This window comes from Paenibacillus sp. NPDC058367 (genome assembly GCF_042723305.1).
Taxonomy (GTDB): domain Bacteria; phylum Bacillota; class Bacilli; order Paenibacillales; family Paenibacillaceae; genus Paenibacillus_AQ.
On the sequence record NZ_JBHXIZ010000001.1, the window covers coordinates 1,439,558 to 1,452,920 of the forward strand.

Here is a 13,363-nt window from a genome sequence, read left to right on the forward strand (position 1 = left end):
TCCGGATGTTCTATAAATCTTTACAGCTTATTTCTTACTTTTGTAATCATCATAGTATTTCTGCATAGTGGACAAGTTGTTATCCAGCCCCATCTGCTTAATGTTACTCACATAGGAGTCCCATTCCTTGGTAACTCCCCCTTTGGTAACCCACTGCGAGAACTTAGACATCGCCAGATTAATCATATTCGTATTCACTAACACCATGGCATTGTTGTCTTCCGGGTTATATTTAATGAACATGCTTGGTAAAATATCGTTATCCTTGTCAATCCCACTGAGGACCGCCTGCAGCGGCTCTGTCTGTTTGCCAACAGATTGCATATCAGTTCCAAGTGTCAGTTTCAATGAATCGGAGATAAAGGTAGGTCCATTATCCGCCCAGGTTGATGTCCACTTCCATGTGCCTGGGTCCATTTGGCTGTCAGTAGGTGGCAGGACCGCGTAGCTTCCATCTCCATTATCTTTAATGTTCGTACCAAGTGATCCGAATAGTACCTGCATACTAACTGTAGGATTATACAGCTCATTAATAAATTTCATTGCCGCTTCTTTATTCTTGGACTTAGCAGACATGACGACCATATTACCGCCGAAATTCAATGAATAACCGTCATAGTCATAGGACTGCTTAATCGTTGAATCCGCCGACAATTTAAGCGGAGCGATCGACTCATATTGTGGAGCCAAGGTGTTGCCAAAGCGGTCCGTTACTTCCCAACCCCATGAAAAGCCGACCTTCGCTTTGTCCCCGCTGCCGCGCGCAACCGATTGGAATTTGGAATAATCCTGCGTGAAGGCTTCCGGGTTAATTAAGCCAGCTTGCCAGCACTTATTCATGAATTCCACGAACTGCTTGTATCGATCATCCACAAAGTAATTTTTAATCTGGCCACCCTCGGTGAAATATCCTTGACCACTACTATCCGTTAATGTAATACCTAAACTGCCAAGCAATATTTGTGGCTGAAAATAACCAAATCCTGTCGTCCCCACCGGAGCGAAATCCATAGGAATTTCATCATTTACATCACCGTCCCCATTGGCATCCTTCTCTTTGAACGCCAGGAGCACATTATATAATTCATCCCAATTAGTCGGTTCCTTGAGACCTAAATTGTCTAACCATTGTTTATTGATATATTGCCGACTTACCGTATCCGGCCAGAATCGTTGATATTTTGGTAAACCGTATATTTTCCCATCCAGCTGTGTAGCGATTAATTTGGTCTCCGGCTTCTCAGTAAACATCTGTTGAATGTTAGGGCCGCCTGTTGAAATGAGCTCGGTTAAATCCTGAAAGAGTCCGGTGAACTGGGCAAAATCAGCATCCGTGATCACATTCGGTCCTATAAGGATATCCGGAATATCTCCTCCGGCTAACAAAGCGCCTTTTTTCTGATCCCAGTCCGCTGAAATTTCTTGCCACTCAATATCTACCCCCACTTGCTCCTCAACCTTGGTCAACCATTCCATTTTGGAGAATTCTTGCGTAAGAGGATGTTTCAGCATGATCCCTTTTAGTTTTACTGTACCGGTTGTAGAATTCGTTGACGAACTTGAATCAGAAGAAGAGGCACCATCATTACTCCCGCCTCCACACCCCGCAAGAATTGTTCCAAATAGGCTAAGTGCTAATACGGGCTTCATTACCTTTAACAAATATTCCCTCATACAACGAACCTCCCTTTTTGGTTTAAAGCGCACGTTCAAGCTGCGAGGCAAGCAATTGGAATACAATTTATTGCTTCTTACTGCTCGCATTTCACATGACGGCTACATCGCAACTTTAACCCGGGGTTGAGGCGGCTGTATACGAACAAGAATTTAAGCATTCGCAATATTTGAAAGCGTTAACAATTCAATGGTTTTGGGCGTTTTTTGAATGCGTTTTCAATTATTGTTGACGTTCAAATTTGGTTGAGCATAATAATCCTCATAACCCTGTTGATATATTCTGTACAGTACTGGCAGTCCCATTTGTTTCAGCTGATTAATATACTGATCCCATTCCTTATCTACCGTTGAATTCATAATCCATTCCGCAAATTTCTCATCGACCAGCTTAAATATATCTGATTTTGCCAAGGCCATTTCATTAAGCTCTTCTGACGAAAATTTAATCATCGGATAAATGTCCACTGATTTAGGCTCATAAGCTTTATAGATGCTGTCCAATTCTCTTCGGATCGTTACCGCGGGAGGAACAATCGTTTTGTTCTCCAATGATTGCGAAAAGTATAGCGGACCATTATCCACGAGAGCATTCGTCCATTGCTGTGTATCTTGATCACCTTCTGGAGCGGGAACTATGGTATATATACCGTCAAGTTCCTTAGTCACATAATCAGGCATGGAGCCGTAATAGCCTTGGATCGAATTTTCCTCGGAGTAGAATTGATCAATCCATTGAATGGTCTCGACAGGATGCGGATTAGCTGTTGTCATGCTAAACAGATTGGTTGTTATTCTTACGCGAGAAGGACTCATTGGCCATAATGGCGCCACATTACTACCGCTACGCAGCGGTGGCAAAGCCACATATTCGTTGGCCCATTTACCAACGCGGTCTGTTAATGACCAACCGAAGGTCACACCAACCGTTGCCACATCATCTTGTTGCGCACTCGCTTTCATCCCGGAATAATCTTGCGTGAACACGTCCGGATTGATCAGCTTTTCCTTCCAGAGCTCTGCCAGGTAAGAGACTAAGCTCTTATATTCATCACTCTCGAACAAAAAGCAGATCTGCCCTTTCGTCACTCCGATCATCTCTTCGGTGAAATTATCTGTCACTCCATAAGCCCCAAGTAAACTGGTCACACTAAATAGACCTCTGCTCCCCAGACTTCCTCCAGCACCTGCCCACCAGTCCATTCCAAGCTCATCCTGCTTCCCGTTGCCATTGGGATCTCCATTGCGAAAGGCGGTTAATACCTCACGCAGTTCATCCAGCGTAGTCGGTTCTGTCAGTCCAAGCTTATCCAGCCATTTCTTATTAATCATCAAGACATTATAGCTATCTGTATTAATTGGTCTTACACCGGGAAGAGAATACATCTTCCCATCGGGAAATGTACTCACACGCTTGGTTTCGGGAACTTCCTCAAACATTCTCTTGATATTCGGGGCATATTTATCGATATATTCACTAAGGTCTACGAATTTATCCTTATTCGCGATAATATCCTGATCGGTCAATCCAGCCAAAAAAGCATCAGGCATTTCTCCGCTTGTCAAAGCAGTGCTTTTCGCTTCTTCCCATCCGTTACGTTTCTGCATCCAGTTCACATGAATTTTTGCGTCAGTAGCGATGCGATTCAAATAAGGAATATCCTGAAGATTCTTGGATAGCTGATGTGTAGGTGTCATCACGCTAATCTGTACCCTGTCTAGCAGCTCTACATTGCGCTCTGTAGTATGGTCAGACTCATTCTTCACACTGCATCCCTGAAGCAGTATAATCACCGGTAGCATACATACACATATAACCCATCGTCTCATTCCTCGCATATTGAATCCCCCCGTAGCTTATATCTGCAATAGACAAGAAGATATTCACTTGTTAAACAATCTGAATTGCCCAGGTGTGACCCCTACATGTTTTTTGAAGGCGCGAATAAAGCTGGAAGGGTTAGTGTAGCCCACCCTGCCTGCAATCCAATCAATAGTTTCATCGGAATGAATAAGCAGCTGCTTCGAATGATTGATTCGGCGCCCATCCATAAAGTCTTTAAAGTTCTGTCCGGCGTTCTTCTTGAAATAGTGGCTAAAATTCGACACCGACATTCCAAAGTGATCGGCAATAGCTTGTAGTGAGAAGTTGATATCAAACTGATTCTCTTGAATATATTTAAGCACTTCATCCAATGTAGCTGCCTTAGAGGAAGTATGCGTACTAGCCATCAATTCACATAATATATCCGCACTTTTCTCTAAAATCTCAGTGATCTGGGCTACCGTAATACGATTATGAAACGATGTGATCCCAAGCTGCTCCATATTCTCCTTATGCTTCAAACGGATCAGATTGTTTAATATAATGGTCGAGATATTTACAAATACAGCCCGAATCATATAGGGAGGCGTTCGATCATGTTGGAGAAATTCAATGAGTCTTTGAACTGTTTTCTGCACTTCAGAGACATCACCCGTCATGATAAACAATTCCAGTGATTGAATCGTTTCAGCCGGATAAGGTACAGGCTCATTCCTCTGCTGCATCAGATCATGAAAGGACAGGATGGAATCTTCATTCTTGATGCGCAAATGTTCGACTGTTCTAAGCGCATTAATATAAGAAGCATGAAATTCGCCTGGGCTATCAACGGTATTTCCTATTCCGATCACAAGCTTAGCGCCAGTAACCAATTCAATCTCACCCTGCAGCTTCATGAACATCTCCCGTAATGCTTGCTCCGCTGTATGTGTGGAAATAAATAGAATATCATCATTATGAATACTCCGAATAAAATACCCTTCCATTGCATCCTCGGGCTGTAATTTAACGCTCTTCACAATTTCAAATACTTGCTCGATATCTCCAATCACATTGATGACCACAGTCGTGCATTTCGCATACGTAAAGGTGATGCCATAGGACTTTGCCTCTAGCAGCATGTCTTGAAGTGAAGAGTACTGTCCACTTATGATTTCATATAGAATATTATCACGTAACTTCGGAACGATACTTTGGACATTCCGATCTAATTGCTCTTTCGACTGGAACAGATTCTGGATTGTAGAGCGTATAATATCAAACTCATTGCCACCACTTTCCGTGTTGCCTTTAAATGCATGTCTGGAGAATTGGACAAGAGACTTAATCGGGGCATAATTATTACGGATGGATAAATAGATGATAATAATCTCAGTGAGCAGGATGGATATAACCAGAATAATTGTGTTGCGCTGCGTTTCCTTCGTCTCCAGAAGTACCGATTCCAGCGGATTCATGCTTATGTATTTCCAGCCATTCTGCTTGGAAACGGTCTGGGAGGCAATATAAGCTTCTCCGTCATAATCCATTTCACCGCCTGATGGCGATGCTTGCAGCTGCTTAATAAATTGCTTGAAATTTGCCTCATGCAAATCATCACGTTGGTTGAGGGAGAAGATAGGGGTGTTATTTTGATCAAGGATGATGAAATCTCCTGTATAGCTATTAGACACTGACTTCATCATTCGCTCGATCGTATCATGCCTGATCATATAGATGACGCAGCCTTCGGATTGGTCGACACCTAGAGGTAGAGGAATCATCACCGTAATCATCTTAACGCGTCCTTCGCCAAGAATGGCAACATCCTCTGAAGGGCGAACTTGAATAGCGTTGATTACATTGATCTCTTGGCTGAACTGCTCTTGACTCCAAGACGTATAAACATAACCATTCTTGGGGTTCATAAAGCGCTCCAACTCATAGATATACCCTGTACTTGAGAACAGATACCCACTTTGTTTTATATATAAGAAAGTATCATTCAAGAGGGTATCCGTTGTTTTGTATTTCTTCATCTCATTAGCCACGACGTATCGCTGGTATGCATCATTTTTTAATAAGGATAATTTGATCTCAGGATTAGCTACAATCGAAGTTGGGAGAGAATAGATGGGCCGCATAAACAGATCCATACTGCTGGCTACTTGCTCGGTAATATGTGTATTCCAGTCCAATATTTTATTCTTCACAATCGAATTGGAATATGGATAGTAATAAAAGATAATAACAGAAAGCGGCAGCAACAAGACAATGATATATGAAAGTAGAAATTTCCATAAAATATTTATTTTAAATTTACGCATTTTTACCTCCATAATCATAATCACTGAGGAGTGTAGCACTGGGATGTGCAGCTATACTCAGTTCATCTGCTCATTCCTATAGCTCAACAACGTCAACCGAGTAGGATTTCCATCCTTACCACTCCCACTTGTTAGATTTAGGCTGAATAAGGAATGGTCCAAACAAGATTTACATTTTTATTAATCATTTAACAAATCTATATATGAATACGATTACATCGCTAAAGTAGCACATGCATTGGCGATTGTAAATACCAAAACGGTGTTCATTTAAACTTATTTATATTTAATTAAATTAAATATGCAATGCTGTAGCTTTCATATTGAGAAATATACAATGGATACTCCCGGCATTAGATAGTTTTGTGCCATAGTGACAGCAAGGAAGAGTTCGTCATATTGCCCTCCCCCTACCCATATACATAATATGAACTACATTGATCGACCCATCTATATGAAGCCAAACCCCATTTCGTGAGGGTTTATTCAGGTTGGATCTACAGAATTATAGGAGGGAGTACAGAATCATGCCAAGCGAAGAAATTAATGCGTTGGAGCGGGCGATTGCAGAAATTACGGAAATAGCTACTGGCTTCGGCTTGGATTTTTATCCCATGCGTTATGAAATATGTCCTGCCGATATTATTTATACATTCGGTGCGTATGGAATGCCGACAAGATTTGGTCATTGGAGCTTCGGAAAAACATTTCACAAAATGAAATCCCAATACGATTTCGGGCTGAGTAAAATATACGAGCTCGTCATTAACTCCAACCCTTGTTATGCCTTCCTGCTCGACGGAAACTCGCTGATTCAGAACAAACTGATCGTAGCTCACGTGCTGGCGCACTGCGATTTTTTCAAAAATAACATGCGTTTCTCCATGTCCAACCGGGATATGGTCGAGAGCATGTCAGCTACTGCGGACCGAATCGCGGGTTATTCAGTAACCTACGGCACCGATGCTGTGGAGAAATTCATTGATTCGGTACTGGCCATTCAAGAGCATATAGATCCCAGCCTGATTCAGCCGCGCAAGCTAGGTAAGACCCATCTGCTGGAAGCCAAAATGAAAGAACTCAAGGATGCCCCTCCGGGTGGCTCCAAACCTGCTAATCCGTACGACGAGTTATGGAATCTAGACAAGAGCAATTCTGGACCACAGGAAGCATCATCCGGAAATCGTGCGTTCCCACCTGAGCCGGAAAAAGATATTGTCTGGTTCATCCAGCAATATTCCACTGTCTTGGAGGATTGGCAGCGCGATATTATGACGATGCTTCATGATGAAATGCTCTACTTCTGGCCACAAATGGAGACGAAGATCATGAACGAAGGCTGGGCTTCGTACTGGCATCAGCGCATCGTTCGTGAACTGGATCTGACCGAAGAAGAAACCGTAGAATACGCTAAACTAAATTCCTCCGTCGTGCAGCCTTCACGGCAAAGCCTGAATCCATACTATCTTGGTCTAAAAATCTTCGAAGACATCGAACGCCGCTGGGACCGCGAGAAAATATTTGAGGTTCGCGAGTTGGAGTCTGATACTTCTTTTATCCGCAGCTATCTGTCCAAAGAACTGGTGAACGACCTCGATCTTTATGTTTTTGAGAAAAAAGGGCCGGAATGGAAAATCACCGACAAAGCATGGGAAAACGTACGGGATCAACTGGTGCTCGCTCGAGTCAATGGCGGGTCACCTTACTTGGTCATAGAGGATGCCGACTTCGAGAAGAATGGTGAGTTATTTATCACCCACCGCTATGAAAGTATCGAGCTGGATCTGAAGTACCTGGAGCGAACACTCCCGCATATCTACTCATTATGGGGGCGCACCGTTCATCTGCAGACCGTCGTGGAGGACAAAAAGGCGCGGTTCTCGTATGATGGCAAAAAGGTGCAACGGAAGTTTATTTAAAGAGAATAAGGCTCTATAACTTGAAAAACAAAGCGGCAGAACTGGACGCGTAAGTACGTCCCTGGTCTGCCGCTCTTTATTTGGACTGTTGATTATTCGGATTCATTTAACATCTTTGAAAAATATTTCGGAGCCTCAGTAAATCCTTGTCGGGCATAAAATCTATGCGCATCAGTTCTTCTAGAGTGGCAATGAACTTGAATTCGGTCACAGTTTCTTTTTCTAGCTAAATCAGTGCAATATTCCTCAAGCATCCGTCCAATTCCCTTGCTCCTAATGGCATTACTTACCACGAGATAACTTATGATTGCAGTATCTCCCGCGAGTCCTAATTGAGGTATGTAATGCATGGAAATGCAAGCGACTACTTTATGATCTTCCTCGAAAACTAATAATTCCTCATCCGGATGCAGGACTAGCTTTTCTATTTTTTCTTGCATGAACGCTTCTGTCTCTGAATAACCCAACTGCTCTAATAATTCGGATATGTCTTTCCAGTCCTCTGCTTTTGCTTCTCTAATCATCTGTTTCACTCCCCGAGATTATCAAGTTACACGTTTATTTAATCTATTAGACTACGGGAGGGGATAACCGTCAATCAACCTACAATAAATGAGAAAGCCCGCAGCGTGTAACCCGCTGCGGACCTTCTTGCGTCGACACCCCGTAGCGACTGAATAATTGAACTTTGCAAATGCTGCTGAGGTAAAAGTAACGTAGGGGAAGTTTGGAACTGTAGGAGCGTAGCGTTCGCCTTTGTTTCTGGATTTAATCCGCTAAGGAATAATCAATAAATCCAGAGACAACAGCGACCGAAAGTCCAAACATTCCCCGAAGTTACGATCATCACGGAGCAGCATTTGCCCTAACATATCATTCGGTCGATTTTTTCACAGGAACATAAATCTCCATCACCGTATCCGGCCGCGAGTGGCAGCGTTCATCATAGAATTCGAAATCCAGCTTACTATCATCATAATCGTAGCCACTATCCTTAAACCATTCTTCGAAGATGTACTTCCATGTGCTTTTTATAACCTGTGCAAACTGTATTTGCTCTGTATCCGTTGATGTATCCACTGGCGGCGTTGTGAACACAGCATACTCGGCTTCTGGCACATCCATCGTCAACATATCATCTTCCACCTTGGAGTAGTCCTCTACAATAACACCTAGAAGATAAGTCGCATTACCATTATCTGAGGAAGGAATACATAAGCCGACTTCTCCGTGTTTAGGCGGGTTTAGTATTTTATACATTTTGGACTCCAGATTCTCACCCTCATAATGACTCCAAAAAGATGCAATATCCTTGGTGTACATACTTCCAGCAACATTAGTTTGGATCCCATACCCAGCGACCTTAAATGCAGGCTTGCGAACTATAACAGGGTTCATTATAAAACCTCCGATTTCAATTAGTGTTTTTCCTTTAGTAAATCCGTCCATCCGTGCGGCATACTGTGTCGGGCTATAGCCAAAAGCCTTACGAAAGGCCTTAGTGAAACCACTTTGTGTCTCAAAACCATAGTCCAGTGCGATATCAATGATTCTTCTGCCGGCAAACAATTCAATGGACGCTAAAGATAATTTCCGGCTCCGCACATATTCCATCACGGACATTTCCTTGCATAAGCTGAACACTCGGCAAAAATGATACACCGAATATCCAACCTCAGCGGCTATTTCTTCCACTGTTATATTTTCTTTGATATGAGCTTCAATATATTCAACACACTTCTCTATATCTTTACTGTAATTCAAGTGCAGCACCAGCCTTCCCCCGTACGGTGATTTCATTATATCAACTGCAAGCGAGTAGGATTGTTCCTGTTTTGCTGAGCTGTATGATCTAACACTTTCTTTAGTTAGCTGTCATAGAAACCTGCAAATGTGCAGTTTTTTACATTGATATCGTCCTCATCTAGCTCAAAAGCTGCAGATTTGCAGGAATTACTAACTTAAAGAGCTATGCCATATAAAATAATATACATTTGAAATTTTTTCCTGTATGGGCGTCTGCTCCCCTGCTACTTTTCATGGTTCATGCATTACTTTTCGGTCGCGCGACCAAAGCCTAATTCCACACAATATCACGTATTGAAACACGTAAAAAATATCTATCACATAAAAAAAGACCACCAAATGGTGGCCGCAAATGTACTTGTATTCTTTTACCGATTAAGCAGACTGCCCACATACTTCAGCAGCTCATTAGCGCAAATTGGGCAATAGTGATGCCCATCAATAAGTCTAGCGCACACCTCATTGATCCGTTTAAGCTGACTTTCATCCGGCGTTTTGGACGAGGTGGTGATTTTGACGATATCTTTGAGATCTGTGAATAGCTTCTTCTCAATCGCTTCCCGTAGGCGGTCGTGATTGTTGTACTCGAATTTCTTCCCTTTGCGTGAATACGCGGAAATCCGGATCAGGATCTCTTCACGGAACGCTTTTTTCGCATTCTCAGAGATACCGATTTGCTCTTCAATCGAACGCATTAACCGCTCATCCGGCTCCATCTCCTCATCCGTCAGCGGATCACGGATTTTGGACCAATTGCAGAAGGCTTCGATATTATCGAGATAATTCTCAAATAATGTCTTGGCGGACTCCTCAAAGGAGTAGACGAAGGCCTTTTGCACTTCGCTTTTAGCTAAAATGTCATATTCTTTGCGGGCAATGGAGATGAAGTTCAAATAACGCTCCCGCTCCTCTTTTGTAATCGATGGATGCTGATCCAGGCCGTCTTTAATTGCACGCAACACATCCAGTGCGTTCATGCATTGCAGATCACCTTTGATCAAAGCACTGGAAATCCGGTTGATAACATACCGCGGATCTATTCCGGACATGCCTTCATCCAAATACTCCGTTTGCATCTCCTTGAGATCTGCTTCCTTGTAGCCTTCGACCTCTTCACCATCATACATGCGAAGCTTTTTGATCAGATCCATGCCTTGTTTTTTACTTTCTTTCAGACGGGTCAGGATCGAGAAAATAGCAGCGGCACGCAGCGCATGCGGCGCAATATGCACATGGTTCATATCACTCTGGGCGATCAACTTCGCGTAGATTTTTTCCTCTTCCGATACTCTGAGGTTATACGGAACAGGCATCACAATCATACGGGACTGGAGCGCTTCATTCTTTTTATTAGAAATAAACGACTTATACTCGGTTTCATTGGTGTGAGCTATGATCATTTCATCCGCACTGATTAGCGCGAACCGGCCAGCCTTGAAATTTCCTTCTTGCGTCAGTGACAGCAGATTCCATAGAAACTTTTCGTCGCATTTGAGCATTTCTTGAAATTCCATCAGCCCACGGTTAGCTTTGTTCAGCTCTCCGTCAAAACGGTAAGCGCGTGGATCGGATTCCGAACCAAATTCAGTAATGGTCGAAAAGTCGATACTTCCTGTCAAATCGGCGATATCTTGCGACTTCGGATCGGATGGACTAAAAGTACCAATCCCTATCCGCTCTTCTTCTGACAAAATGACACGAGCCACTTTAACCTGCTCAATATCTCCCGCATAATCATTTCTCAGCCGCATCTGGCAGGATGGGCACAAGTTGCCCTCAATACGCACACCGAGTTCTTTTTCAATCTCTGGACGAAGCTCCAGGGGGATCAAATGTAGTGGATCCTCATGCATCGGGCAGCCCTCAACCGCATATACCGCACCCGCATCCGTCCGCGAGTATTGTTCCAAACCTCTTTTTAACAGCGTGACTAGGGTCGATTTCCCCCCACTGACAGGTCCCATCAATAACAGAATCCGTTTACGAACATCTAGCCGGCGTGCTGCAGAGTGAAAATACTCCTCCACTAACTTTTCGACTGCACGATCAAGTCCAAAAATCTCTTGTTCAAAAAACTTATAACGTTTGCGTCCGTTTATGTCCTCTACGCCATGCGACTTGATCATGTCATAAACGCGGGAGTGAGCGGTTTTTGCGGGAGAGGGGTCTTTTTTCAAAAGTTCTATATATTGCTTGAAGGTCCCGCTCCACGCCAAACGGTCGTTCTCAGCCCGATACGAAGCTATTCGCTCAAAAATATCCATTGCTCGCTGCCTCCTCTTGCGCTCCTACTTGCTCTCCTATAGCGTTAAAAAGTGTATTACATACCTATGCGGCAAGCGCGGAATAGTTGACCTCTTTTTTGCTGTGCTATAATAGAGAATCATAAAATCGCAGTAAAACCTTAATGAGAACCCGAAAAAAAGAGCTACGGGAGTGACACTATGGCGGTACGACATGAAACGGAGCTGTATGCTCCTTTGAAGGTTTTTTTTGAAAAGCAAGGATACAGCATCAAGGGTGAGGTTCGGACTTGTGATTTGGTGGGTATTCGTGAGGATTTAGAGCACCCTCTAATCGTAGAGATGAAAAAATCGTTCAACCTCGCCTTGCTCCTGCAAGGCGTGGAACGGCTAAAGCTCAGTCCTACGGTCTATCTCGCAGTAGAACGTGTCCGTGATAAAAAAGGGGCGGTGAACCAGCGCTGGGGCGAGCTTAGCGGACTGTGCCGCCGCCTTGGTCTCGGGCTGATCACCGTTGTTTTTTATAAGACCAAGGCCCCGCTGGTCGAGGTGCTCGTCGAGCCGGACGAGACGCCACCTGCGCAGCGCAGCAACAAGCGGCGGCGCGAGCGCCTGCTCTATGAGTTCCGCGAGCGCAGCGGAGACTACAACACCGGTGGCAGCACGCGCGTCAAGCTCGTGACGGCCTACCGAGAGAAAGCGCTGCGTGTCGCGCTTTCTCTGCAGGCAGCGGAGGCGGAAGCCGCCGTCGCTGCCGAGAAGGCCGCTGCGAAGGCTTCGCTCGCAGCGGGCAAACGTGCAGCGGCGAGCACCGCTGCACAGGCTCCGGCGCTGAGCTCAGCGCCGGAGGGGCGTGCTGCCGGGGACACGGCAGCACGGGAGGCAGCGGCGGCTGGCACGCGAAGCGGTGCCCCTAGCGCTGCCTCAAGCGCCCGCTCGGCCGGGATCTCTCCGGCCGAGCTGCGGAAGCGTAGCGGCGTACCGAACGCCGCCGCTATGCTGCAGCACAACTACTACGCCTGGTTCCACCGTGTCAGCCGTGGGCGCTATACCCTGACCCCAGCCGGTCAGGCCGCGCTAGTAGAATACGCCGCTATAACTGGCGGCGTACCCCATGACAGCAATCATCACAGTAATTAGCTCGCCTATGCTAAGCAAAAAATTCTTTCAATTTCAAAATTTTGCTGGAGCCTTTATCTTTTTCTCTGCTTTTGATCTTTCACTCTGACTTTTATCATTATCCGATTTTGAACTTTCACTTCGATTTTCGTCTTTTAATCAGGTTCTGATCTTTCACTCGGACTTTAAACTTATTATTCTAATGCACACGTAACAATTTCTAGGTAACGCCAAAAAGCATCCCATCAACGGGATGCTTTTTGTGTTCCAATCCGTTAAGCCATAGAAACAGAACTAACCTTCGAAGTATTAGTCTCAAGCTGATAAGTTAAATTAAAGGGAAATCATCCCTATAATTACTCAATATACGCACTAAAATCCGATATATAGGGAATTCCTCCCTATAAATGCATAGATTACTCCACAAAAAGGGCTTTTTCTGAAATTTATAGGGAGAGATTCCCTATAATC

General features: G+C 44.2%; 8 protein-coding genes. 2 read left to right on the forward strand and 6 right to left on the reverse strand.

The window, feature by feature from the left end; genetic code table 11:
- Positions 1-27: 27 nt before the first annotated feature.
- The 3 genes from ACFWMP_RS06325 to ACFWMP_RS06335 form a co-directional block, all read right to left on the reverse strand.
- A complete protein-coding gene (locus ACFWMP_RS06325; RefSeq protein ID WP_379422588.1) occupies positions 28-1,674 on the reverse strand; it encodes an extracellular solute-binding protein in 1,647 nt (548 codons plus the stop codon).
- A gap of 219 nt (positions 1,675-1,893) precedes the next feature.
- Positions 1,894-3,513 (reverse strand): extracellular solute-binding protein, encoded by a 1,620-nt coding sequence (locus ACFWMP_RS06330; protein ID WP_379422590.1) that lies wholly within the window; start codon positions 3,511-3,513, stop codon positions 1,894-1,896.
- Positions 3,514-3,558: 45 nt separating this feature from the next.
- A complete protein-coding gene (locus ACFWMP_RS06335) occupies positions 3,559-5,805 on the reverse strand; it encodes a helix-turn-helix domain-containing protein (RefSeq protein WP_379422592.1) in 2,247 nt (748 codons plus the stop codon).
- 527 nt (positions 5,806-6,332) lie between these two features.
- On the opposite strand from ACFWMP_RS06335, the gene ACFWMP_RS06340 reads away from it, so the two are divergent.
- Positions 6,333-7,724: a SpoVR family protein gene (locus ACFWMP_RS06340; RefSeq protein WP_379422594.1), complete on the forward strand. Its 1,392-nt coding sequence runs from the start codon at positions 6,333-6,335 to the stop codon at positions 7,722-7,724.
- A 92-nt stretch (positions 7,725-7,816) separates the two neighbouring features.
- Here the strand turns inward: ACFWMP_RS06340 and ACFWMP_RS06345 are convergent, their stop codons facing one another.
- The 3 genes from ACFWMP_RS06345 to ACFWMP_RS06355 form a co-directional block, all read right to left on the reverse strand.
- Positions 7,817-8,248 (reverse strand): GNAT family N-acetyltransferase, encoded by a 432-nt coding sequence (locus tag ACFWMP_RS06345; RefSeq protein ID WP_379422596.1) that lies wholly within the window; start codon positions 8,246-8,248, stop codon positions 7,817-7,819.
- A 349-nt stretch (positions 8,249-8,597) separates the two neighbouring features.
- Positions 8,598-9,524, reverse strand: a complete 927-nt coding sequence (locus ACFWMP_RS06350; RefSeq protein WP_231573406.1) for an AraC family transcriptional regulator — start codon at positions 9,522-9,524, stop codon at positions 8,598-8,600.
- 374 nt (positions 9,525-9,898) lie between these two features.
- Complete coding sequence (locus ACFWMP_RS06355; RefSeq protein ID WP_379422598.1) at positions 9,899-11,794, reverse strand: PrkA family serine protein kinase; 1,896 nt, start codon at positions 11,792-11,794, stop codon at positions 9,899-9,901.
- Positions 11,795-11,974: 180 nt separating this feature from the next.
- Here ACFWMP_RS06355 and ACFWMP_RS06360 point away from each other — a divergent pair, with 180 nt between their 5' ends.
- Positions 11,975-12,913, forward strand: a complete 939-nt coding sequence (locus tag ACFWMP_RS06360; protein WP_379422600.1) for a DUF2161 family putative PD-(D/E)XK-type phosphodiesterase — start codon at positions 11,975-11,977, stop codon at positions 12,911-12,913.
- Positions 12,914-13,363: the final 450 nt, after the last annotated feature.

What these genes read in the sequence shown, in the direction of transcription:
- ACFWMP_RS06325 (WP_379422588.1), bottom strand. Translation starts at nt 1,674, where the DNA reads ATGAGGGAATATTTGTTAAAGGTAATGAAGCCCGTATTAGCACTTAGC.
- ACFWMP_RS06330 (WP_379422590.1), bottom strand. Translation starts at nt 3,513, where the DNA reads ATGCGAGGAATGAGACGATGGGTTATATGTGTATGTATGCTACCGGTG.
- ACFWMP_RS06335 (WP_379422592.1), bottom strand. Translation starts at nt 5,805, where the DNA reads ATGCGTAAATTTAAAATAAATATTTTATGGAAATTTCTACTTTCATAT.
- ACFWMP_RS06340 (WP_379422594.1), top strand. Translation starts at nt 6,333, where the DNA reads ATGCCAAGCGAAGAAATTAATGCGTTGGAGCGGGCGATTGCAGAAATT.
- ACFWMP_RS06345 (WP_379422596.1), bottom strand. Translation starts at nt 8,248, where the DNA reads ATGATTAGAGAAGCAAAAGCAGAGGACTGGAAAGACATATCCGAATTA.
- ACFWMP_RS06350 (WP_231573406.1), bottom strand. Translation starts at nt 9,524, where the DNA reads ATGAAATCACCGTACGGGGGAAGGCTGGTGCTGCACTTGAATTACAGT.
- ACFWMP_RS06355 (WP_379422598.1), bottom strand. Translation starts at nt 11,794, where the DNA reads ATGGATATTTTTGAGCGAATAGCTTCGTATCGGGCTGAGAACGACCGT.
- ACFWMP_RS06360 (WP_379422600.1), top strand. Translation starts at nt 11,975, where the DNA reads ATGGCGGTACGACATGAAACGGAGCTGTATGCTCCTTTGAAGGTTTTT.